Source organism: Corallococcus sp. RDP092CA, assembly GCF_041903675.1.
In the GTDB taxonomy this organism is placed as follows: Bacteria; Myxococcota; Myxococcia; order Myxococcales; family Myxococcaceae; genus Corallococcus.
Map to the genome: position 1 here is coordinate 113,824 of NZ_JAYESI010000017.1, position 22,666 is coordinate 136,489.

A 22,666-nucleotide genomic window follows, 5' to 3' on the forward strand; every position below is an offset into this window, starting at 1 on the left:
CTGGAGCGCGGCGCGGTGTCTGGAAGTCACGGGCTGGAGCGCAGGGACTTGAGGGCTTCGCGGAAGAGGGCCTGGAAGGGGGCGTCCGGGCCCAGCCGCTCGATGACGACGTCCGCGGCCTTCTCCGCCTGGGGCTGCTTGTAGCCCAGGTTGAGCAGCGCGGAGACGAGGTCCGCCTTGCTGCCCGAGGTGACGGGGGCGCGGGGGGTGGTGCCGCGCGCGATGCCCTCCGAGTGGAGGTTGCGCACCTTCTCCTTGAGCTCCAGCACCAGGCGCTCCGCGGTCTTCTTGCCCACGCCATGGATCTTCGCGAGCCGGCTCACCTCGCCGCGAGACAGCGCCGCGATGAGCTCACCCACCTCCATGCCGGACATCACGCCCAGGGCCATGCGCGGACCGACGCGGGACACGGTGTTGAGCAGTTGGAAGAGCTCCTCCTCCGCCGGGGAGAGGAAGCCGAAGAGCTCGAAGGCGTCCTCGCGCACCACGGTGCGGATGCGCAGGTCCACCGGCTGGCCGTCCGCGGGCAGCTTCCCCAGCGAGACGGTGGACAGGTTCACGCGGTAGCCCACGCCGTGCACGTCGATGACGGCGTCCTCGGGGCCCTTCTCCAACACGTTGCCACGCAGCCGGGCGATCATCGGCGGGCCTCCGGGCGCTGGTAGGCGGACGACAGGCGGTCCGCGAGCACCGACGCGGCCCCCTTGCGCCTGCGGCTTCCGGGCGCGACGGCGCGGGGCAGGCCCACGCGGAAGTGGTTGAGATGGCAGAGCGCGACGGCGAGCGCGTCGCTGGCGTCCGCGCGCTCCAACGTCGCCTCATCCACGTCGAGCAGCGTGCGCACCATGCGCGCCACGGCGTCCTTGCCGCCCGCGCCGCTGGCGCCCACGGACTTCTTCACGCTGGCGGGTGCGTACTCGTGCACGGTGAGGCCCGCCTGCGCCGCGGCGAGCAGCGCCACGCCGCGCGCGTGTCCCAGCACCAGGGCGCTGCGGGCGTTGCGGAAGGTGAAGAGGCCCTCCACGGCCACGGCCTCCGGCCGGTAGCGCTGGAGCGCGGCGCTCAGGGCGGCGTGCAGGTCCTTCAGGCGCTCAGCGAGGGGCGCGGACTCCACCACCTTGATGACGCCATGGCCCAGGTGCACGAGCCGGCCCTTCTTCTCCTCCACCACCCCGAAGCCCATGAAGCGGCTGCCAGGGTCCACGCCGAGTACCCGCACCGGCCCGTTCCTTTCCCACGCGCCCGTCAGGGCGTTACGTGGACAGCGACTCCATCAGGGACTCGTCGATTTCGAAGTTGGCGTGCACGTGCTGCACGTCGTCGTTGTCGTCGAGCGCGTCCATCAGCTTCAACAAGCGCCTCGCGTTGTCGCCTTCCACCTTCACGGTGTTCTGCGGCACGAAGGTCCACTTCTGTTCGCCCAGGGGCAGGCCCGCGGCCTCCAGCTTCGCGCCCACCGCGTGCAGGTCCGCCGGCGCGGTGCGCACCTCGAAGCCGTCCGGCCCCTGGTCCACGACGTCCTCCGCGCCCGCGTCCAGGGCCTGCTCCATCACCTGGTCCTCGGTGGGGCCGGGCTTCACGGCGATGACGCCCTTCCGGTGGAACATCCAGCCCACGGCGCCCTCCGAGCCCAGGTTCCCGCCGTGGGTGCTCAGCAGGTTGCGCACGTCGCTGGCGGAGCGGTTCCGGTTGTCGGTGAGGCACTCGATGATGAGCGCGACGCCGCCGGGGCCGTAGCCCTCGTACGTCACCTCTTCGTAGGACTCGCCGGCGAGCTCGCCCGTGCCCTTCTTGATGGCGCGGTCGATGGTGTCGCGCGGGATGTTCGCGTCGCGGGCGAGCCCCACGGCCACGCGCAGGCGGGCGTTGCTGGCCGGGTCACCGCCGCCCAGGCGCGCGGCGACGGTCAGCTCCTTGATGACCTTGGAGTAGAGCTTGCCCTTGGCCACGCCCTGGACGGCCTTCAGGCGCTTGAGTTTCGACCATCGGTTGTGACCGGACATGGCGGGCGGGTTCGGCGGAGGTGGACGGGCGTTCAGCCCGTGGCGTTCCCGGCCTTGTGCCCCGAGCAGGCCGCCCGAGTCAAACCCTCACGACGCGTCCGGCCCCGGTTCCGGCTTCAGCTCCGGCTCGAGGACGGGCTCGAAGAGGCGGGGCGGCCCGGCGGATTCCCGGGCGCGCTCGCGCTCCTCCACCAGGATGGCGGGCACCAGCACGCCCAGCATGAACAGCCGGGTCGCGGCCTCGTAGGCCAGGGCCTCCGGGAAGCGGCACTCCAGCAGCATCGCGCGCACGGTGCGCCGGCCGTCGAAGAGGCGCACCACCTGCTCCACGTCCTCGGGGAGCGCGGGCAGCTCCCGCGACAGCCGGTTGAAGTCCACCGTGAGCCGCGCCGCCAGGGGCAGGCCCTTGACGCGCAGCTGCTCGAAGCGCTCCAGGCCGGGCACCACCTGCTCGCACAGGAACACGCGGTCCATGGTGAAGGTGCCCCGCTGGAGCTCCGGGCCGAACGTCACCGTGTACGCGCCCATGCCGAAGCAGAGCAGGCGCCGGAACGCGAGGCTGCCCCGCTCGCCGTGGAAGGTCGCGTCCACCACCAGGCCGTGGCGGAAGATGAGCGCGCCCGAGTCCTCCGCCAGCACCACCCGCCCCGAGCGCACGCCCGACAAGAGCGCGCGCATCAGCGCGACGAGGGGCAGGCTGGCGGTGCGCGCGTCGTAGACATCCTCCTCGCCGCGCCGTCCCGCCTTGAGCCGCGCGAGCACCGCCACGTCGCGCGCGTCCACCGGCTCCACCAGGTACTCGTCCGCGCCCACGCCCGCGGCGAGGTCGCGGTGGAACTCCTCCGCGTACCGCGCCACCAGCAGCACCGGCAGGTGCGAGAACCGCGCGTCCGCCCGCAGCACGCCGCAGAGGCTGAAGCCGTCGCCGTCCGGCAGGTCCGCGTCGATGATGACCATGCGGGGCAACCCCGCGTCCGGACCGGGCGCCGCCTCCGAACCGGGTTGCGCCGCCCCCGGCTCCACGCCCAGCCGCGCCAGCGCCGCGTGCGCGCCGTCCACGTGCACGGGCTCGAAGCCTTCGCGCGCGAGCGCCTCCGCCACCGCGGGCCGCGCCGAAGCGCCCACCAGCAGCACCCATCCCCCGGCCCCGCCGGGCAGGTCGGGTGCGTCATGACCACCTCCGGGCGTGGAGGTCTCAGGGGGCGGTGCGGCGTGCAGGTAGGCAGCCATGGATTCCCTATTCTTCCAGGGAACACTGACGAATGCACAACCCACCCCCAAGTCCTTGGATTCGTTGGGTTTTGGTCAACGTGCATCCCACGGTAGGGTGCACGCCATGATGCGCCTCGGCCCCCTGCTCGCCCTCCTCGTCGTGCCCGCCCTGTCCTCCGCGCAGGAGGCGGAGGTCTCCCTGTCCCAGGAGGACCCGCTGGGCTCCGTGGTGGCGCCGGTGATGCTGCCGGCGGGGGCGACCGCGCTCTACGGCTACACGGGCACGCCGGAGGTGGGCCTGGGGTTCCGGCAGGGGCTGGGCGCGCTGGAGGTGGAGGCGCGGGCGCGCTTCGACTGGTTCAAGCTGGGCGCGTCGCTGGAGGTCGTGGGCCGCCGGGAGGTGGTGCGGCGCGGGGCGTTCGGGCTGGCGCCGACGCTGGGCGTGGGCCTGGTGCTCAACTCGGGCTCCACGTACATGGACGACGACAACTTCTCCGGCGTGCTGGTGCGCATCCTGCCGGGGATGGTGGCGGGCTACCGGGTGGCGGACACCGTGGCGGTGCTGGGGCTCGTGGACCTGCCCATCGACCTGGGGCTCACCGGCGACAAGCAGCGGCGCTTCCAGGCGCTGGGGGGCGTGGGCGTGGAGGTGTACCTGGGCGGCAACCTGTCACTGCTCGCGGCGGGGCAGGTGGGCGTGGAGACGTTCCAGGAGCGCGCGGGCGCGGGCCACACGCGGCTGGGGCTCACGGGCCGCGTGGGCCTGGGGACGCGGCTCTTCTAGAAGTCCGGCAGGGGGCTCTGGCGCGGCGTGCCCATCAGCTCCAGCGCGCGCAGCGCGACGCGGATGAGCGTCTGGGCGCAAGGCTCGCAGCCACCGCCACAGCAGTGGGGCCAGCGCCCCTCCGGGTTGCGCAGGAGCGGGCGCACGCTGGACTGGTAGTAGCTGGGGAACTGGAGCTCCTCGCTCGCGCGAGCGAGCGCGTCATCGAGGGACAGGGGCGAGGGGACGGGAACGTCGGACACGCGCCCGTTCATACCAGTCCCCCGGGGGCCTTGTCAGAGCAGCGATGTCTGCGCCGGGGCCTCGGGCGAGGCGCCATCCGGGGGCTGGCAGTGCGCGCACCAGTGCGTGTTGCGGCCCCCGATGCGCAGGTGCGACACGGGCGTGGCGCAGCGAGGACAGGGCGCGCCCGTCTTCCCGAAGATGTTGCGCTTGTGCAGCGCCTTGCCCCGCACGCCGAACAGGTCGCGCTGCGTGCCGCGCAGCCGCAGGCCCTCCTCCAGCACGTCGCGGATGCCCCGGTGCAGTCGGACGATCTCAGCGGGCGCCAGCGACGACGCCAGGCGCCGCGGGTCGATGCCCGCGGCCCACAGGCTCTCGTCCGCGTCGCGGTTGCCCAGCCCCGCGAGCACGCGCTGGTTGAGGAGCACCGTCTTGAGCGGGCTGCGCCTGCGGCGAAGCTGCTCCGCCAGGACCTCCGGCGTGAAGGAAGCGTCGAGCGCCTCCGGCCCCAGCTCCCCCAGCTTGAGCTGGGACGCCAGCGGCGCCGAGGGCCCCAGCGCCACGCGCGCGTAGCCCAGCGTGTCGGTGAGCTGGAGCTCCTCGTTGCCCTCCAGCGTGAGCACGACGAGCGTCTCGGGAGGCCGTTCGCTGCCGACGGGTCGAAGTTGCAGCTCGCCCCAGAGCATGAAGTGCAGCGCGAGCGTCTGACCGTCGTCCAGGGTCAGCAGCATGAACTTCGCGCGCCGCTCGGCCGCGAGCACCTTGCGGCCCTGGAGGTCCAGGACGAAGTCCCGTGGCGACGGGAAGCGCACCGCCGCGGGCACCAGCACCTCCGCGCCCACGAAGCGGCGGCCCACCACGGCCTGCTTCAGGTCGCGAACGATGACCTCGACTTCAGGGACTTCCGCCACGAGCAGCCTCCCCTACGGGTCACAACGCAGGAAGGCTCCGAGGTAACGCCCCGGGTTGAGCCCCGCCGATGAGGCGCCTCGTCCGACCGTCGGGCGTCCGGCCGGGCAGGGGGCACCGCCCTGCCCTGCCTCAAGCTCGCACCGTCACCTCGTGCACGTCGCGCTCTATTTCCCGCACGGCCATCTTCACGTCGAGGAAGTGCGCCATCGTCTCGCGCTGCGTGAGCGCGTGGCTGTCCAGCGCCAGCGTGCGGAAGCTGCCGCCCTTCGCCAGGGCGCACAGCAGGAGGAGCTGATCACACAGGTGTTCGCCCACGGGCACGCCGGCGTCCAGGTAGCGCTTCACCTCCGCGGCGACCTCCTCGCCCACGATCTCCGCGCGCTTGCCGCGCTCGCCGAAGCCGGTGAAGACCTCCGTCACGTGCTCGCTCTCCACCTCGACGCGCAGCACGTTGCCCGGACCGAAGGCGCGCTTGAGCTCTTCCGGGCGCTGCTGGTCCGGCCGCAGCTTCAGCACGGCGGCCACCGTGTCTAGCTCGCGCTTCGCCACGTCGAAGGGGATGGACGCCACCTGGGCCACGGCCTCCGTGCGCAGCACCCGGCCGCGCTCCATCAACTGGAGCGGCTGGAGCTTCGCGGGATGGATGTCCACGCGAAACCGTCCGCCGCCCGCCGGGTAGTAGCCGGGACGCTCCAGCGTCACGTCCACGCGAGGGCCCATGCGGCGCAGCAGCGGCAGGTATGACTTCTCCAGGAACTCGAACGGCGGCGCCGCCGGGTTGTGCGTTCCGCCCTCCAGCATCAGCGTGGACGGACCTCCCGCGTGCAGCAGCGCGGGCAGCACCGTCTGGAACACCAGCGTCGCGCTGCCCGCCGTGCCCACCGCGAAGTGGTAGTTGCCCGCCGTCAGCGCGCGCGGGTGGAAGGACAGCTGCCTGGAGCCCAGCTCCGCGCCCGTCACCTCCGCGGCGCCCACGGCCTCCGCGGCCTTGAGCGCGGTGAGGTGCTGGCGCAGCAGGCCCGGCTTGGCGCGGCCCGCGCGCACGTTGACCATCTCGAACGGCGTGCCCGTCACCAGCGACAGCGACAGCGCGGTGCGCAGCACCTGGCCGCCCCCCTCCCCCTGTGAACCATCGATGCGAACCATGTGCGTGGTGCTCCTTTGCGCGCTCGCGGACGCGCGCGGCGGCCCATCCCTGATTTCAAGAATAGCGGCGCCCGCTCCCCCACCTTAACGGCCGCTTGCGCGGACCTCTCGGGGGAACGGGCGCCTCGGTGTCTTCATCCCGGCATGTGCACCTCCGCAGGACGGCGGGTGGGGCTTCCCTTCGGCTAACCCTTCACGCACACCACCTGCTTCAGCGTGTGGACGACCTCCACCAGGTCCGCCTGCGCGGCCATCACGGCGTCGATGGGCTTGTACGCGGCCGGCGTCTCGTCAATCACGTCCACGTCCTTGCGGCACTCCACGCCCGCGGTGGCCTTCGCGTGGTCTTCCAGCGTGAAGCGCTTCTTCGCCGCTTCCCGCGACATCACCCGGCCCGCGCCGTGGCTGCACGAGTGGAACGCATCCGCGTTTCCCTTCCCGCGGACGATGTAGGAACGGGCCCCCATGCTGCCGGGGATGATCCCCATGTCGCCCTCGCGCGCCCGCACCGCGCCCTTGCGGGTCACGAAGCAGTTCTTTCCGAAGTGGTGCTCACGCGAGATGTAGTTGTGGTGGCAGTTCACCGCGGACTCGGACAGCTCGAACGGGGGCAGCTCGCCGCTCGCCTTCAGGGCCTCCACCGCCGAGCGCAGCATGAGCTCGCGGTTCATCGCCGCGAAGTCCTGCGCCCAGCTCACCGCGAAGACGTAGTCATGGAAGTGCTCCGTCCCCTCCGGCAGGTACGCCAGGTCCGCGTCCGGCAGGTGGATGAAGAAGCGCTGCATGTCCGCCTTCGCCAGCTCGATGAAGTGGCTCCCGATGCGGTTCCCCACCCCGCGCGACCCGGAGTGCAGCATCAGCCACACGCCGTCCGACTCATCGACGCACAGCTCGATGAAGTGGTTCCCCGTTCCCAGCGTTCCCAGGTGCGCCAGCTCCGGCCCTCGGCCGATGCGCGGATGCTTCTCCACGATGCGGGCGTACCCTTCCGCCAGGCGGGCCCACGCGGCGGTGTGCGTCGCGGGCGAGTCCTTCCACGCGCCGCGATCATTCCGGCCACCGTTATCCGTGCGGCCGTGCGGGACCGCCGCCTCGATGGCCGAGCGCACCCCGCGCAGCGAGTCCGGCAGCTGCTCCGCGCGCAGCGTCGTGCGCACGGCGATCATCCCGCATCCGATATCCACGCCCACCGCCGCCGGCACCACCGCGCCCACCGTGGGCACCACGCTCCCGACCGTCGCGCCGTAACCGCGGTGCACGTCCGGCATCACGGCGACCCACTTGTGGATGAAGGGCAGGCCGCGGAGGTTGCGGAGCTGCTTCTTCGCCTCGTCCTCGAACGGCACCCCCACCGTCCACGCCTTGATGGGGCGACCCGCCTCGTCCGACAGCACCTCGTAGTTCGTGTTCACGCGGTCCATGGCTCTGCACCTTTCGGTCGTTCGACCGGGCGCTGTGTCCCGGTCACGTGGCGGAGCCAGAGCAGCCCGCGTGCCAACGCCGTTCCCGAGGGGAGTCCCCCAGGCGGGCTGGAATTCCATATCCCATGAGATAAATACCTATCCCGATGGCTCATAAGGCGAAGGCGCGGCGCACGGTCGTCATCGGGATGCTGGGGACGACGCTGGACACGGGGATGGGGCCGCACCGCTGGACGCGGTGGCGGCCCACGGTGTCGCTGTGTCAGCAGGAGGACCTGCTGGTGCACCGGCTGGAGCTGCTGCACCCGCCCCACGGGACATCACTGGCGGCGGTCATCCGGGACGACATCGCGCAGGTCTCTCCGGAGACGCAGGTGCGGCTCACGCCCCTGCCCATCCGGGACCCGTGGAACCTGGAGGAGACCTACGGCGCGCTGCTGGACCACGTGCGCGCGCACCCCTTCCATCCGGAGGAAGAGGACTACCTGGTGCACATCACCACGGGCACGCACATCGCGCAGATCTGCATGTTCCTCCTGGTGGAGAGCCGCCTGATTCCGGGCCGGCTGGTGCAGACGTCCCCGGGCAAGGGGAAGGAGCACGGGGCGGTGGGCACGCACGCCATCATCGACCTGGACCTGTCGAACTACGACACGCTGGCGGCGCGCTTCCGGCAGGAGCAGCGCGAAGGCCTGTCCTTCCTCAAGTCCGGCATCGACACGCGCAACGCCGCGTTCAACCGGCTCATCGAGCGGATCGAGCAGGTGGCGGTGCAGTCCCGCGCGCCGCTGCTGCTGACGGGCCCCACGGGCGCGGGCAAGTCGCAGCTCGCGAAGCGCATCTACGCGCTGAAGAAGGCGCGCAACCAGGTGACGGGGCCGTTCGTGGACTTGAACTGCGCCACGCTGAGGGGCGACGGCGCCATGTCCACGCTCTTCGGCCACGTGAAGGGCGCGTTCACGGGCGCGGTGGGAGACCGGCCCGGGCTGATGCGGCAGGCGAACGGCGGCGTGCTGTTCCTCGACGAGATTGGAGAGCTGGGCGCGGACGAGCAGGCCATGTTGCTGCGCGCGCTGGAGGACAAGCGGTTCCTGCCGGTGGGCGCGGACAAGGAGGCGGAGAGCGACTTCCAGCTCATCGCCGGGACGAACCGCGACCTCCAACTGGACGTCGAGCAGGGACGGTTCCGCGAGGACCTGCTCGCGCGCATCAACCTGTGGACCTTCCGGCTGCCCGCGCTGCGCGAGCGCCCGGAGGACATCGCGCCCAACCTGCGCTACGAGCTGGATCAGGCCTCCCAGGCGCTGGGCTCGCGGGTGACGATGAGCAGGGAGGCGCAGGAGCACTTCCTGCGCTTCGCCACGTCGCCGGAGGCCCGGTGGAGCGGCAACTTCCGGGACCTCAACGCGGCGGTGCTGCGCATGTCCACCCTGGCGGCCGGCGGGCGGCTGACGCGCGAGGTGGTGGATGAAGAGCTGGAGCGACTGCGGGCGCAGTGGCGGCCGGCTCGCTCGGCGACGACGTCAGCGAACGCGGACGTGCTGGCGGAGGTGATGGGCGAGGCGCGCGCGGCGGCGCTGGATCGGTTCGACCGGGTGCAGCTCGCGGACGTGGTGACGGTGTGTCGCTCCGCGCGCTCGCTGTCGGACGCGGGCCGGACGTTGTTCGCGCAGTCGCGGGCGCAGAAGAAGAGCGTCAACGACGCGGACCGGCTCCGGAAATACCTGGCCCGCTTCGGGCTGACCTGGGCCGAGGTGAGCGGGCGCGACGCGGAGTGACTCCCCCCGTGGGTCCGGCTGGAGGGGCCCACGGGGGAAGGGCCGGCCTCAGCGAAAGGCGTCCGCCACCGACCGGCATCGCGACGTCGCCAGCGCCTCGTCGAGCACCCGGACCTCGTCGGCCCCGGGCGAGGCTGGGACGGGCGCGGATGGTGCCGCTCGCGCGCTTGCGTCGCCCAGCCACGCGGGCGGCACCATGCACTCGACGGTGAGCGGCCCCTCGAACGTCGCGCGCACGCGTCCATCCTTCGTCCGCACCTCGCCCTTCGCCTGTCTGCCGGTGACGGTCAGGTCCAGGGCGCCCTCATCCATCAGCATCGAGGGGCCCTGGGCCTTCTGGTGGTCCACCACAGCGAGGCCCGGCCCCGTCGCCGTCCGCGGGGTGAGCTGCGCGGTGGCGTGCTTCGACTTCAGGAACGTCTCATCCACCGGCATGCGGAAGCGCCAGGTGCTCCCGTCTTCGGCCTGCGCGCTCAACGCGACCCACATCAACGTCACCGGCGGGTCCGCCAGGAAGTCGGCGCTGAAGCGCACGGACGGGGCCGAGTAGGTGCCTTCGTCCGTGCGCACCGTGGCCGCGCCGCGCGGCTGGGGACGCTCCGCCGTGAGGGCTTCGCGCGACACGGCCGGCTCCTCCCTCGGCTTCGCGCAGGCGCCCAGGAGCAGCGCCGCGCTCACCACCGCCTGCCGCATGATCAGCACCCCACCTGCAGGACCATGGCGCTGACAGTGCTGTTGTCGTTCTCCCGCAGCTCATCCACCGTGCCCTGCGGATCCATGTCCAGGTAGATGTAGTACGTGTTGAACGGGAGCGTCGCCGGCACCGTGAAGCCCAGCGAGTAGATGCCCTCCGAGAACGCCCCGAGCGCGTGGTTGAACGTGGCCACCACGTTGGTGGACTCGTAGTAGCCGTTCGGCGGCGCCGCCGGGCTCAGGCGCACGCGCATCGAGTACGACGACACGGCCGCGTTGCCCATGTTGCCCACGTAGAACTTCACGCTCTGCGCCGTGCCTCGACACACCGACCTCGTGCCGGCCGGGTCCAGCGTCTGCGCCACGTCCCCCACCACCCCCATGGCGGACGGCAGCAGGTTCGGCTTCGTCACCGAGTAGCCGTACAGCGTGTTCATGCCCTGCGCGTTCGTGGGCCACAGCGTGGAGGACTCATAGCCCCCTGTCACCAGGTGCGGCGGCGAGGTGCGCAGGACGCTGTGCCCGCCCTCGTGCTTGAAGCCGAAGAAGTGCCCCGCCTCGTGCACGAACGTGCTCCGGCCCGACGTGCCGAACGCATTCCCGGTGCGCGGCGTGAAGTCCAGGTCGCTGGCGATGCAGACGTCCGCCTCGTCGATGCCGTTGCTCCCGATGAAGCACAGCCCCACGACGGAGTACGTCACGCCGTTGTTCCCGTCGATGGCCGCCCGGTCACACAGCCCTATCTCGTTCTGCCCGTCGCGGTGGTCCAGCGAGCAGTCCGTCGCCGGGTTCACGTTGAAGCCCGCGACGATCTGGGACAGGTCGTCCCACTGCCGCAGCCCGTTCCAGTACGCCGTGTTGGTGTTGCCGGAGTCCGGGATGCTGCACCGGTTCCGGTACACGACGGGCCCGCTGTACCACTTCACCGGCGTTCCGTTGCACGTGTCCCACGCGGCCGCGCCCGCCTCCATTCCGCCCAGCACCAGCGCCGCGACGACGCCCACGAGTGTCGTTGTCTTCATGGCGGACCTCATCACGGCTGGCCGGGCGGGACGTCCCGCTCGGGCTGGAGGGGAACGGCGCCCGGCACGGACCGAGCCCCCACGGCGGGCGTCACCGGCACGGACAGCGACGACGCGGTGGCGACGGGCTCCTCGCGGAACGTCCCCGACACGGTGAGCCCGCGCGCGCGCAGGTGGCTCTGGAGCAGCGAGAGGAAGGCCTCGCGCTCCATGCCTTCCGGAGCGGCCTGGCCCCGAGCCTCCGCGCGCAGCGCCGGGCGGGCCCCCATCAGGTCCACCGTCTCGAACACCGGCGCCGTCTGCCGCACCCCCGCCGGGCCCAGGCCGGCCACGAGCCCGCCCTCGGCCCCCACGAGCACCTCGCGGCCGCCCACCGACTCCACGCGGAACGCGTGCTCGTCCAACACCGGCGACAGGCTCCACCCGGTGTTGCGAAGGAAGACCACGTAGCGCGCGCCCCGGACGAAGCGGGGCACGTGGCTCACCACGAGCTGGCGTCCATCCGGCATCGCGCCGCCGGCCTGCTTGAGGCGCAGCTCCTGGGGCGCCGCCCCCAGGTGCGCCCGCACGTTGCCCAGCGTCACCACCGTCCACGGGCCCGTGCGCGGCGAATACTCACCGCGCACGTCGGTGACCTCTCCCTCCACCACGGAGGCCGTCTGGTCGAACAGGCCGAGCAGGCTGTCCACCGCGCGCGGCGGCCGGAGCGCGGCGTCCGCGGCCAGGGGCGTGTCCTGTCGCGCGGGGGCTTCGTCCCCGCTGGCGGCACTGCATCCCGTGAGTCCCAGCAGGAGCAGCGCGACCCGCGCGCGCCCCTCCCTTCCGAACGTCGTCCATGGCCTGCCCACGCGCATCACGTCCGCTCCCTTCGTGTCGTCAGTGGATGAGATAGAAGGCGTCCTGGCGCGGCACGAAGAACCGCCAGCCTTCGTCCGTCAGGTACGCCGGATCTTCCTGCATCACCGCCACCTGCTGCCCGCCCCACTCCGGCACGGCGGTGGTGGTGCTGAGCTCGACCGCGAGGTACGAGCCCTTGCGCAAGAGCCGGGGCGCCTCCGTCCGCGACGCCGCGCGGAAGTCGATGGAGGCCCCCAGCCCATGGCCCTGCGCGCCCAGCGGGTGGCTGTAGACCTTCGCCTCGATGCCCCGCTCCTTCATCTCCGCCATCGTCGCCTCGTAGACGTCCGCCGACGAGCGCCCCGGCCGCGACGCGCGCAGCATCAACGCATCCTGCAGCGCGTGCGTGTTCGCCAGCGCGCGCTTCAGCCCCTCGGGCGCGTCCTGTTCACCTTCCTTCAGCACGTACGCCATCTTCTGCCAGTCCGTGCTGAGGCCCAGCGCCGTGACGCCGAAGTCCACGTGCAAGAGGTCCCCGCGCTGGATGACCACCGCCTCGTCCGCCACCGCCAGGAAGCCCCGGGAGAAGCCGTCCTTCATGCCCTGCCGCTGCAGGCGCAGGTCCGGCTGGAACCACGTGCCCACGCGCGCCTCGAAGAGCGCGTCATAGAGCCAGCGGCGCACGTCCCCCACCGTCGTCTTGCCGGGCACCACCACCTCGTTGGAGAGCGCCCGCTTCACCAGCGACTCCGTCAGCGCCACCAGGCCGCGGTAGGGCTCAAGCTCGCCGGGCAGCCGCGTGTCCAGGTACTCCTCGATGAGCGGCGCCGCGCTCACGAACCGCGCCTCCGCGGCGGGCCCCAGCGACTCCACCAGCCACTTGTAGCTGTCGTGCGTGAGGCCGCGCGTCACGCCCCGCCGCCCGTCCATGGCCAGCGCGATGGTGCGCGGGTGGTAGCGCGCGTCCAGGTCCGCGAGCGCCTCCGCCTGCTTGCGCTCCACCGGCGGCGTCTCGAAGAAGCGCGACACCGCCTCCGTGGGGTAGCCCGTCAACGCGACCTTCTGGAGCCCCGCCTCGCCCGCGTCCACGAAGACGAACACGTCGCGGTTGCCCGCGTAGGGGATGGGCGGCGCGACCCAGGACGTCAGCGGGTCGTCGTGGAACTCCTCGTTGACCACCACCCACATGCCCACGCCGTGCCGGCGCATCATGTCCAGCAGCAGCCCGTGGCGCTCCTTCAGCCAGGCCTCGCGCAGGGCCCGCTCCTGGGACGGCGGCGGCACGGGCGAGGACGCGGGGACGGCGGTGTCGCGCACGGGCGCGGTGGCGCACGCCACCAGGCAGCCCAGGCTCAGGGCGGGCAGAAGGACTCCACGCCAACGCTTCATCATGTCGGGAACTCCGGGTCGGGAAGAAGGCCGAGCAGCGTAGCGCGCCCCAAAAACCGAAGCCCCCCGCCCCCGGAACCCATGGGGTCCGGGAACGGAGGGCCTGGGGCGCATCCCACCTGCTCACCCGCTCGGGTGGCCTTGCTCCTTCACGCTTCCGGGTCCCCGTCCCCCCCGGTCCGGGACACCTGGAACCCGTCAGGCCTCACGGCCGGCGAGTCCACTGGAAGCGGCGGCCCTCCCCCGAAGGCCGCGTGGAGCGCGGACACCCAACCGCGCGCGCCGTTACCTCAGTAGCTGGCGACCCAATCCAGGTCGCTTTCCTCAAAGTCATGGGGTGAGGCCTCACCTTCGTACCGGGAGGCCTCGTCCCCGTCCCCCTCTTCTTCGTGGGCCCGGGATTCCCCCTCCCAGGCCGCGTCTTCCGGCCGCACTCCCGCGCCCCCGTTGGAACCGGGCGCCCACAGCGCGCCGTCCCCCTGGCTCCACGCTTCGATGCGGTACATCGCGTCCCCCCGGGTGCGGTGTCATCCGTCCACCCCCGCCGCCCTCGCCACGCCGCGCCTCGATAATTAGACGCCGACCGAAAAAATCCTTGGGTCGCGCATGCCTCATTTCAGGAACCGGCCCCCCTGCCGCAGCGCGAGCGCCCGGATTCCGGCCTCCTCGCTCCACCCCGGCTCCCCTCGGCGGGCCACGGCCTCGAAGGCCTCCGCCGCCGGGACCGGGCGCCCCAGGGCCCGGAGCACCAGGGCCCTGTTCCACAGGGCCTGGGGATGGTCCGGTATCCGACGCAGCACGCCTTCGAGCAATTCCAGGGCGCCCCGCAAGTCCCCCGCCGCCATCGCCACCACGGCCCGGTCGTTGTCCAGGTCCACCGACGGCGCGCTGCGCGCCAGGAAGTCCGCGGCCTGACGCAGCTCCCCACGCACGAGGTAGGCCGCCGCGATGCCGTGCAGGTCCCCCCGCGCCTCCAGCGCCGCCAGCGCCCGCAGGGACACCGGCGGTTCCGCCGCCGGGTCCGCCCCGTCCCCCGTCCGGACGGGGACGTAGGGGAGGTAACGGTCCGCGGCCGGGTACGCGATGCGTGCCTCCAGCTCCCGCGCGGGCGCATCCGCCCGCCACACGTCCGGCGGCCGGAAGCCGTCCCCGGTCAGCACCGCGGCGAGCGCCCCCAGCCCCATGGCCGCCACCGCCCCCAGCGCCTGCAACCATCGGCCGCGCGGAAGGCGGATGCGGGACGGCGCGCGAAGGGTCGCGGGCGGAGGCGGCGCGTCGTTGTGGGCCACCGCGCCACAGAGGGCCTGCACGCTGAGCATCTCCAGTTGCATGGCGTCGTGCAGTCCGCTGGCGCACGCGCGGCAGAGGGCCAGATGGCGCCGGAAGTGCTCCTCGTCCCCCGACTCCAGCTCCCCATCGAGGAACCGGTAGAGCTTCTTGCACCAGAGGTCCATCAAGCGTCAGGGCCCGGAGTCGGGCGGCCGCCTCCCGTCCCTTGCGAAACGCGAGCGAACCCAAACCTTGGTGGATTCCGCTGCCAGCGTTCGAGGCCGGTTGTCCGTCTGCCCCCCGGGGAGGAGCAGGCGGCCAGGGCCCGCGCGTCAGCGGCGCGTGCGGGGGCGCACGGACGTCCCGCCGGCGCGGCTGGTGCGCGGGCAGGGCAGGCGCGGCACGCTCACGGCCTCCACCGCCTCCGTCTTCGCGAACCAGGGGCAGCAGTTGGCGCACCCCGGGCACCGGCGGCGGAAGCGGCGGGCGCCCTGGTGCCACGCCCGGCCCTCGCGCTCGGGCGGCGGGGGCGCCTCCGTGGCGAGCACGTCCCCCGGCCAGGTCTCCGGCACGTCGTCGTCCCAGGAGCTGGGGATGGTCTCACGGGCCTGGCGGGCGGACACCCAGCGCTCGCTCTCCGCCGCGTCCTCCAGCGCGAGCCGGGCGAGCATCTCCAGTTGCAGGAGGTCATGGAAGCGCCGGGAGCAGACATCGCAGTGGGCCAGGTGGCCGCGGATGCGGCGCTGGTCCTCGGCGGACAGGGCTCCATCCAGGAAGGGCTGGAGGTCCTCACACGGGGTGCTCATCGTTCCCTCTCCTGGCGGCGGCGCTCGGCGGTGTCGTGGAGCATGGCCTTGAGGCGGCGGCGGGCATGGAAGAGCCACGTGCCCACCGTTCCCGCGCTGGGGGTGTTCATCCGCCGGGCGATCTCCGCGTGGCGCAGGCCCCGCGCGTGCAGCTCGAACGCCTGACGCAGCTTCTCGTTGAGCCGCGCCACGGCCTGGCGCAGCTCGTCCTCCGTGACGCACTCCCACTGCTCGGGCTCCGGCGCGTCCTCCGGATCCTCGAAGAGCATGTGGACGTTGTGCAGGTCCACCCGGCGGTCCTTCTCCGCGCCCTGGCGGCGGCACTGGTCCAGGAACCGGTTGTGCAGCACGCGCACCAGCCACGCGCGGCGCGCGGGCTCCGGCCACCGCTTGAGCCGCTCCCATTGCAGGAGCGCGCGCACGAGCACGTCCTGCACCAGGTCGTCGCAATCACTGGCAGCCTTGCCACAGACGTTGCGCGCGATGGCGACCAGCGCCGGCTGGTGGCGGATCGCGAACGCGGCGAACTCCCCTCCAGAGCCCTCCCGGACCGGCGGCTCCTCCCTCCCTGGCTCCATGCGACCGCCTCCCTTCCCCCAGAGAACGCCGAGGGCCGGATTCTTTTTTTCTCACGGATGCGACAGACGCGGTCGCGCTTCATCCCGCGTGATGGCGGCCAGTGCCGCTGGAACACTTCAGGCAGACGCCAATTCCTTGCATGGAATAGACAGACATCCAGGCACTCCCCGGCGCAATGTCTCTCCATGGGTGTGATTTGCCTCCGGGTGATACGCGCCCCGCCTGACACGGAAAATCGGCGTGAAAATCCGGCGTGAGGCCTGCCCGGCGGCGCGCGGGGGCTGGCGCGCCTTCGCGAACGCGTGGCTCCGCGGGGGCAACCGGAAGCGGCGGGCCTTCGGGGGGCGTCAGGCGGGGGGAGCTGCCCCGGCAGGTCGCGCCCCGGCCTGGCGGGAGCCCTTCCGGGGCCCTGGGAAGCGCGCCCGGGCGAAACTCCCCCCTTGCGTGCCTGGGGAGTCCTTTGGTCCTCTTGGGCCACCGCCGTATGCCCATGGAAACCGCCGCCGACAGTCGAGAGTACCGCGTGGTCTTCTTCTGCCCCGCGTCGAACGCCCGGCTCGAGCGGCTGGAGGTGCCGGTGCGTCGGCTCCTGACGCGCATCCAGGCGCCGCCGGCGGAGCTGGCCCCGCTGAGCGAGGCCGGGGCGCTCACGGAGGCTGGGTGGCAGGTGTACCTGGTGCGTTCGTTGACGGAGCGCAGCGCGGCGCAGGCCATGGCGGCCTACGTCAGCGAGGCCACCTGCGCCCTGGCGGCGGAGGTGGACGCGGAGGTGCTGGGGCTCTACGTGGACGTGTCCGGGGACTCCGCGCGCATCTGCCGGTGCGGCCCGGAGGACGGGCCGGAGACGTTCGCCGGGCGCCGGCAGGCCGCGCTCACCCGCACGTCCGAGTGGCTGGAGGTCTCCCCCGCGAGCCTGTCCGCCCTCTTCCAGTTGGATCCGCCGGACGCCGAGTACGAACCGGACGCGGACGACCGCTTCGTCGAGGAGAAGCTGCGGGAGGCGCGAGCCCTGATGGAGCGCTACCGCACCGCGGCGAAATGAGGTCGAGCACCCCGGAGGACCTGGCCGGCCGCTGTGCGCGCTGCTACCTGCCCACCGCCCTGTGCCTGTGCGCGGAGGTGCCCGTCGTGCCCACGCGCACGGAGCTGCTCATCATCCGGCACAACAAGGAGTCGCAGAAGAGCACCAACACCGCGCGCATCGCGGCGCTGGCGCTGCCCCGCTGCCACATCGTCTCCTATGGCGCGCCGGGGTCGCCGTTCGACCCGTCGGTGCTGGACGCGCCGGACACGTGGCTGCTGTTCCCGGACGCGCCGGAGGCGGAGGGGCCTCCGCCGAAGCGGCTCGTGGTCATCGATGGAAGCTGGGCGCAGGCGCGGCGCATGGTGCAGCGGGTCCCCGCGCTGCGCCGGCTGCCGGGCCTGAGGCTGCCGCCGCCCGCGCCGGACACGCGCCGCCTGCGCAAGCCGCCGCACCCGGACGGGATGTCCACGCTGGAGGCCATGGCCGGCGCGCTCGCGCGGCTGGAGGGCGAGGCCGTGGCGAAGCCGCTCCTCACGCTGCACGAGCTGATGATCGAGCGCGTGCTCGCGAGCCGGGGACGGCTGGGCTGGGAGAGCTACCTCTAGCGCCCGGAGGCCGCGAAGGGCCCGCTACTGGAGGACCTTCCGCATCTCCGCCGCGAAGGGCTCCGGCTCCAGGAAGCCCGTCACGCGGGGCTTCGTCAGCACCGTGCCGTCCGGGTTCACGAAGGCCACCGTGGGCAGGCCCTCCACGCCCAGCTGCTCCATCAGCGCGTCCAGCGGGTCGTCGCTGTTCGTCGCGTCGATCTTGATGGTGAGGAACTGGCTGTCCTGCGCCTGGGAGATGACCGCCGCGGACGGATACGTCAGCCGGTCCAGCTCCTTGCAGGCGGCGCACCAGTCCGCGAAGAAGTCGATGAGCACCGGCCTGCCCTCCTTCTTCGCCAGGGCGAGCACCTGCTCGAACTGGCTCGCGCTGAACGAGGCCGTCTTCGCCGGCATCACGTGGTGCCACCGCCAGGTCGGCGCCACGGGGCGCTCCTGCAGGCCCATGCGCACCCAGAGCTCGCCCGTGGGCCGCGCGTCCAGCGCGCCGCCGCGCACCACCAGCGCGCCCACCACCAGCGCCACGCCCAGCGCCTTGAAGCCGAAGTCGCGCGCGCCCTCCTTGAACGACCGGTGCACCGCGCCCACGAGCACGCCCACCATCACCAGCGCCGCGGCCAGCCACGCTCCGGGCACCTGCCCGACCTCCGCGCCCAGCGCCTTCACCGCGTCGCGCGCCCAGGGGAACGCGTCCTTCAGGTACGAGAAGGCGAGCGCCACCAGCATGATGCCCAGCACGCTCTTCACCCACTCCATCCACACGCCGCCGCGCGGCAGGCGCACGGTGAACACGCCGATGAGGAAGAACGGCACGCCGATGCCCAGCGCGTAGAGGAACAGCAGCGTCGCGCCCAGCGTCGTGTTGGCGGACTTCGCCACGAAGGCCAGCAGGCCCGTGAGCACCGGCCCCGTGCACGGCGCCGCCAGGAACCCGGACACGCTGCCCATCACGAACGCGCCGGCGATGCCCGCGCCGCCCACGTTGCTGAGCTTCGTCTGCATCGAGGACGGCAGCGCCAGCTCGAACGCGCCGAACATCGACGAGGCCAGCAGCAGCAGGAACAGCGCCAGGCCCATCACCACCCCGGGGCTGCCCAGCATGGAGCCGAAGGCCTGGCCCGTCTTCGCCGCCAGGACGCCCAGCGCGCTGAACACCACGCCCATGCCCACGATGTACGACGTCGTCAGCGCCAGCGACCGGCCCCGCGCCTCCGCCTTCCTCGCGCCGAACACCGACACCGTGATGGGGATGAGCGGATACACGCACGGGGTCATCGCGGTGAGCAGGCCGCCGGCGAACACCACCAGCGCGCCCCACGCGAGGCTGCCGGACTCCAGGAACCGGGCCGCGTCCAGCCCGGCGCTCGGGCCGGTGGGCAGGAGCCACGGCACCACCGCCACCGCCACTCCCGCCACCACCGCCGCCAGCGTCAGCTTCTTCGTGTCCATGCGTGCCTTCCGCCTCCGCGCGTCCGGACCTTGAGAGGGCCCTTTCTATATGCGGAGGCCGGGGACGCGGCTACCCCGCAGGCGGCGGCGCCGGGGAGGCAGGCATCTTCAAGCCCGCCGAGCGCGCCAGCCCCATCACCCCCTCCACGGCGGCGGCGATGTAGCCAAAGGGATTCGCGCCCTCCACCGCCGTCACGTGCACCTCGCCCATCTGCTGCTGGAAGGCCGCCGCCACCTGCGGCAGCTGCCGCGCCAGTGTCAGCTGGATGACCTCCGGGCTCACCGAGTTCTCGATGTCGCGCAGCGTCTTCGCCCGCTCCAGCTCCAGCCCCTGCTGCGCGCGGGTGCGCCGCAGCTCCAGCTCCGCGATGCCCGCCTCCGCCTCCGCGAGGGACTGCTTCGCGAGCAGCACCTGGAGCCGGGCGGACAGCTGCTCGGCCTCCTGCTGGGCCTCGGCGAGCTGGAGGTCATGGCGCGCGGCCGCTGCCTCACGCTGGCGGTGCAGCCGGTCCAGCTCCACCTGCGCCCTGGCGGCCTCCGCCTCCTGCTCCCAGCGCAGCTGCTCCAGCTCCCCCTGCGCGCGGCTGTACGCGAGCTGCCGCTCGCTCGTGAGCCGCGCCTCCTCCAGCCGCGCGTCCATGGCCAGCGCCTCCAGCCGGGCCTGCTCCTTCAGGGCCTGCGTGCGCGTGCGGACCTCCTCCTGCGCGGCCAGCTTCGCGAGCGCCACCTCCCGCTCCACGGCCGTGCGCTCCTGCTGCTGCTGTCGCACCTGCTCCATCTTCGCCTGGGCGAGCCGCGCCTCCACCGCGAACTGCTCCAGCCGCGCCTGCTCGTCCGTGGCCTGCGTGCGCTGGCGGACCTCCTCGCGCGCGGCGAGCCTCTGGAGGTTGAGCACGCGCTCGGCCTCCGTCTCCTCGCGCCGCACGAAGCGCTCCTTGCCCAGCTCCGCTTCGCGCGCCTGCCGCTCCTGTTCGCGGCGGAAGCGGGCCTGCATGTGCTCGAAGACGGCGCCGGACAGCACGCGCACGTCCTGGATTTCAATCGTGTCCAGCAGCACGCCCCAGCCCGTGTCGGTGCGGTCCTCCAGCCGGCCCCGCCCGCAGAGCACGGGCGCGATCTCGCGCATCAGCTCCTCCGCGATGCCCTCCTTGCGCCGGGTGAGGCACTCCTCCACGGTGAGGTTCGCCACCAGCCGGCGCGCCGCGCCCACGAACATCTCCCCGAGCAGCTCCGCCAGCTTCTCCTGCGCGCGCTCCGGGTAGCTGAAGTTGAGCATCCGGAAGGCCACCAGCGGCTCCGCGATGCGGTACACCGCCAGGCCCGTCACCGCCACGCCCACCTTCTCGCTCGTCACCTGATCCGCGGTGAACTGGAGCCGCTGGATGCTGGTGGGCACGATGGCCACCGAGTCCCCCGGCAGCTTGAAGCAGCTCGCGCCCTGGCCGCTCACCTCGCGCACGCGCCCCCGGCGCATGTGGATGAGGAACTCGCTGGGCCGCGCGGTGACGAGGCCCCACTTCTTCACCTTCTCCGGGTCCTCCGCGGGCTTGCCCGCCCGCCAGCCGTCCGCGTAGCGGGAGCGCTCCAGCCCTCCCTCCAGGCGGCTCAACGACGGCCGCCCCGTCCCGTCCTGATGCATGTCCTGGGCGTTGCTCCGGGCCTGCGACTTCGCGTTGGCGCTCATGTGTTCGCACCCTCCGCGACCGCTCCAGTGCAGGCCCCCGGCCATGCCCCGCGAGGCCACGAAACAGGCACTTATGGGCGCCCGAAGCGCCGTTTCGGACCACCCCGCGCCAACCCGGCCCGGCCGGAGTGCGCCACTTCAGAGGAGCGTTGCTTCAGGCCGGCGCCGTCCTCGACCCGGCGCGTCGGACACAGGGGCATCGCACCCCATGTTCCCTTGACCCGAGGGGGGTCGATTTTATAATTGACCAGTCCGGTCCACATTCGTGTGGGCACATGTAGACCCTGCCGCTGCGCGCGGACCCACCGCGTCGCCGGGGAGCGGAGGGACGTTCCACCCTCCCGCGTCACTTCTTCCTGAGGACTTCATGCTGAGCCTGCCCATCTACATGGACAACCACGCGACCACCCCGCTGGATCCGCGGGTGCTGGAGGCGATGTTGCCCTACCTCCGCGAGGACTTCGGCAACGCGGCCAGCCGCAACCACGCGTTCGGCTGGAAGGCCGAGGCCGCGGTGGAGAAGGCGCGCCGGCAGGTGGCGGACCTCATCGGCGCGTCGGAGAAGGAGATCGTCTTCACCTCCGGCGCGACGGAGTCCGACAACCTGGCCATCAAGGGCGTCATCGAGTTCTACAAGTCCAAGGGCGACCACATCATCACCCTGAAGACGGAGCACAAGGCCGTCCTGGACACCTGCAAGCGCCTGGAGCGCGTGCGCCAGGAGCGGCTGGACGAGCTCAAGCTGCTGCGCCTGGGCCAGCTGGCCGAGCGCGACGTCACGCCCGAAGAGGTCCCGGAGCTGGCGGCGAAGCTCAACCTGGACGCGGACGAGACGTACAAGAAGTGGGCGGAGCTGCCCACGGGCGGCGCGCGCGTCACCTACCTGGACGTGGAGCGCGACGGCCGCGTGAGCCTGGAGAAGCTGGCCGCAGCGATGACGCCCAAGACGGTGCTCGTCTCCATCATGTTCGCCAACAACGAGATCGGCGTGGTCCAGCCGGTGGCGGAGATTGGCAAGCTGTGCCGTGAGCGCGGCATCCTCTTCCACTGCGACGCGGTGCAGGGCGTGGGCAAGGTGCCCTTCGACGTGGAGAAGATGAACGTCGACCTGGCCTCCATCAGCGGTCACAAGATGTACGGCCCCAAGGGCGTGGGCGCCCTCTACGTGCGCCGCAAGCCGCGCGTGCGCATCGCGCCCATGGTGGACGGCGGCGGCCACGAGCGCGGCATGCGCAGCGGCACGCTGAACGTGGCGTCCATCGTCGGCTTCGGCGCGGCGGCGGAGGTGGCGAAGCAGGAGCTGTCGGAGGAGGCCGCGCGCCTGTTCCGCCTGCGCGAGCGGCTGCGCACCGGCATCCTGGAGCAGCTGGACATGGTGACGGTGAACGGCAGCCTGGAGCACCGCATGCCGGGCAGCCTCAACCTGTCGTTCGCCTACGTGGAGGGCGAGGCCCTGATGATGTCCATCAAGGACGTCGCGGTGTCCTCCGGCTCCGCGTGCACGTCCGCCTCCCTGGAGCCCTCCTACGTGCTGCGCGCGCTGGGGGTCGAGGAGGACATGGCGCACAGCTCCATCCGCTTCGGCCTGGGCCGCTTCAACACGGAGGAGGAGGTCGACTTCGTCATCCGCCTGGTGGTGGACAAAGTCCGCAAGTTGCGAGACATGAGCCCCCTGTACGAGATGGCCAAGGAAGGCATCGACCTCAAGAGCATCGAGTGGACCGCCCACTAGGCGCTCCCCTCCCCTCAAGACTTCCCGCCGGGCCCGGGAGCCCCCGCCCGCCCGGCCGCGCATCGGTTGCTCGGATGGCGCATCAGTTCAAGCGTTGTG

The 22,666-nt window shown here is 72.1% G+C and carries 22 protein-coding genes; 5 read left to right on the forward strand and 17 right to left on the reverse strand.

The annotated features are described in order from the left end of the window. Window positions 1–26: 26 nt before the first annotated feature. The 4 genes from ruvA to U8525_RS19555 all read right to left on the reverse strand — a co-directional run bounded on the left by ruvA (window position 27) and on the right by U8525_RS19555 (window position 3,233). Window positions 27–641 carry a Holliday junction branch migration protein RuvA gene (ruvA, locus tag U8525_RS19540; RefSeq protein ID WP_374267779.1) on the reverse strand — a complete coding sequence of 205 codons (615 nt, stop codon included), beginning with the start codon at window positions 639–641 and terminating at the stop codon, window positions 27–29. Further along, window positions 638–1,219, reverse strand: coding sequence for a crossover junction endodeoxyribonuclease RuvC (gene ruvC, locus U8525_RS19545; protein ID WP_374267780.1), 582 nt, complete (start codon window positions 1,217–1,219; stop codon window positions 638–640). The genes ruvA and ruvC overlap by 4 nt, the downstream gene beginning before the upstream one ends. Window positions 1,220–1,253: 34 nt before the next feature. Then, window positions 1,254–2,003, reverse strand: a complete 750-nt coding sequence (locus tag U8525_RS19550) for a YebC/PmpR family DNA-binding transcriptional regulator (RefSeq protein WP_374267781.1) — start codon at window positions 2,001–2,003, stop codon at window positions 1,254–1,256. 87 nt (window positions 2,004–2,090) lie between these two features. After that, a complete protein-coding gene (locus U8525_RS19555; RefSeq protein WP_374267782.1) occupies window positions 2,091–3,233 on the reverse strand; it encodes a PleD family two-component system response regulator in 1,143 nt (380 codons plus the stop codon). Window positions 3,234–3,339: 106 nt separating this feature from the next. Here U8525_RS19555 and U8525_RS19560 point away from each other — a divergent pair, with 106 nt between their 5' ends. Then, window positions 3,340–3,999 (forward strand): hypothetical protein, encoded by a 660-nt coding sequence (locus U8525_RS19560; protein ID WP_374267783.1) that lies wholly within the window; start codon window positions 3,340–3,342, stop codon window positions 3,997–3,999. Here the strand turns inward: U8525_RS19560 and U8525_RS19565 are convergent. The 4 genes from U8525_RS19565 to U8525_RS19580 all read right to left on the reverse strand — a co-directional run bounded on the left by U8525_RS19565 (window position 3,996) and on the right by U8525_RS19580 (window position 7,700). Then, entirely contained in the window at window positions 3,996–4,253 is a 258-nt protein-coding gene (locus U8525_RS19565; protein ID WP_374267784.1) for a hypothetical protein, read from the reverse strand. The two genes, U8525_RS19560 and U8525_RS19565, sit on opposite strands and share 4 nt — an antisense overlap. A gap of 21 nt (window positions 4,254–4,274) precedes the next feature. Next, window positions 4,275–5,132 (reverse strand): Fpg/Nei family DNA glycosylase, encoded by an 858-nt coding sequence (locus tag U8525_RS19570; RefSeq protein WP_374267785.1) that lies wholly within the window; start codon window positions 5,130–5,132, stop codon window positions 4,275–4,277. A gap of 130 nt (window positions 5,133–5,262) precedes the next feature. After that, complete coding sequence (gene rtcA, locus U8525_RS19575) at window positions 5,263–6,279, reverse strand: RNA 3'-terminal phosphate cyclase (protein WP_374267786.1); 1,017 nt, start codon at window positions 6,277–6,279, stop codon at window positions 5,263–5,265. A 185-nt stretch (window positions 6,280–6,464) separates the two neighbouring features. Then, window positions 6,465–7,700: an RtcB family protein gene (locus U8525_RS19580; RefSeq protein WP_374267787.1), complete on the reverse strand. Its 1,236-nt coding sequence runs from the start codon at window positions 7,698–7,700 to the stop codon at window positions 6,465–6,467. 146 nt (window positions 7,701–7,846) lie between these two features. Between U8525_RS19580 and rtcR the strand changes: the two genes are divergently transcribed. Further along, on the forward strand, window positions 7,847–9,478 hold the full coding sequence (gene rtcR, locus U8525_RS19585) for an RNA repair transcriptional activator RtcR (protein WP_374267788.1): 1,632 nt from the start codon (window positions 7,847–7,849) through the stop codon (window positions 9,476–9,478). Window positions 9,479–9,526: 48 nt separating this feature from the next. Here rtcR and U8525_RS19590 read toward each other — a convergent pair whose 3' ends face one another. The 7 genes from U8525_RS19590 to U8525_RS19620 all read right to left on the reverse strand — a co-directional run bounded on the left by U8525_RS19590 (window position 9,527) and on the right by U8525_RS19620 (window position 16,072). Then, on the reverse strand, window positions 9,527–10,180 hold the full coding sequence (locus tag U8525_RS19590; protein ID WP_374267789.1) for a hypothetical protein: 654 nt from the start codon (window positions 10,178–10,180) through the stop codon (window positions 9,527–9,529). Then, window positions 10,174–11,193 (reverse strand): hypothetical protein, encoded by a 1,020-nt coding sequence (locus U8525_RS19595; protein WP_374267790.1) that lies wholly within the window; start codon window positions 11,191–11,193, stop codon window positions 10,174–10,176. Before U8525_RS19595 ends, U8525_RS19590 begins: the two co-directional genes overlap by 7 nt. 11 nt (window positions 11,194–11,204) lie before the next feature. After that, complete coding sequence (locus tag U8525_RS19600; RefSeq protein ID WP_374267791.1) at window positions 11,205–12,047, reverse strand: hypothetical protein; 843 nt, start codon at window positions 12,045–12,047, stop codon at window positions 11,205–11,207. A 22-nt stretch (window positions 12,048–12,069) separates the two neighbouring features. After that, window positions 12,070–13,419: a M24 family metallopeptidase gene (locus U8525_RS19605; RefSeq protein WP_374267837.1), complete on the reverse strand. Its 1,350-nt coding sequence runs from the start codon at window positions 13,417–13,419 to the stop codon at window positions 12,070–12,072. Window positions 13,420–14,030: 611 nt separating this feature from the next. Continuing rightward, window positions 14,031–14,873 carry a tetratricopeptide repeat protein gene (locus U8525_RS19610; RefSeq protein ID WP_374267792.1) on the reverse strand — a complete coding sequence of 281 codons (843 nt, stop codon included), beginning with the start codon at window positions 14,871–14,873 and terminating at the stop codon, window positions 14,031–14,033. Window positions 14,874–15,020: 147 nt separating this feature from the next. Next, window positions 15,021–15,494, reverse strand: coding sequence for an anti-sigma factor (locus U8525_RS19615; RefSeq protein ID WP_374267793.1), 474 nt, complete (start codon window positions 15,492–15,494; stop codon window positions 15,021–15,023). After that, a complete protein-coding gene (locus tag U8525_RS19620) occupies window positions 15,491–16,072 on the reverse strand; it encodes an RNA polymerase sigma factor (RefSeq protein WP_374267794.1) in 582 nt (193 codons plus the stop codon). The genes U8525_RS19615 and U8525_RS19620 overlap by 4 nt, the downstream gene beginning before the upstream one ends. A gap of 491 nt (window positions 16,073–16,563) precedes the next feature. Here U8525_RS19620 and U8525_RS19625 point away from each other — a divergent pair, with 491 nt between their 5' ends. Together U8525_RS19625 and U8525_RS19630 are read left to right on the forward strand one after the other, a co-directional pair. Beyond that, window positions 16,564–17,115 (forward strand): hypothetical protein, encoded by a 552-nt coding sequence (locus U8525_RS19625; RefSeq protein WP_374267795.1) that lies wholly within the window; start codon window positions 16,564–16,566, stop codon window positions 17,113–17,115. Further along, on the forward strand, window positions 17,112–17,702 hold the full coding sequence (locus U8525_RS19630) for a tRNA-uridine aminocarboxypropyltransferase (protein WP_374267796.1): 591 nt from the start codon (window positions 17,112–17,114) through the stop codon (window positions 17,700–17,702). Before U8525_RS19625 ends, U8525_RS19630 begins: the two co-directional genes overlap by 4 nt. Before the next feature lie 24 nt (window positions 17,703–17,726). Here U8525_RS19630 and U8525_RS19635 read toward each other — a convergent pair whose 3' ends face one another. Further along, window positions 17,727–19,151 (reverse strand): protein-disulfide reductase DsbD family protein, encoded by a 1,425-nt coding sequence (locus U8525_RS19635; protein ID WP_374267797.1) that lies wholly within the window; start codon window positions 19,149–19,151, stop codon window positions 17,727–17,729. 70 nt (window positions 19,152–19,221) lie between these two features. Continuing rightward, a complete protein-coding gene (locus U8525_RS19640) occupies window positions 19,222–20,835 on the reverse strand; it encodes an SPFH domain-containing protein (RefSeq protein ID WP_374267798.1) in 1,614 nt (537 codons plus the stop codon). Between the two features lie 370 nt (window positions 20,836–21,205). On the opposite strand from U8525_RS19640, the gene U8525_RS19645 reads away from it, so the two are divergent. Further along, a complete protein-coding gene (locus U8525_RS19645; RefSeq protein WP_374267838.1) occupies window positions 21,206–22,567 on the forward strand; it encodes an IscS subfamily cysteine desulfurase in 1,362 nt (453 codons plus the stop codon). Window positions 22,568–22,666 lie beyond the last annotated feature (99 nt).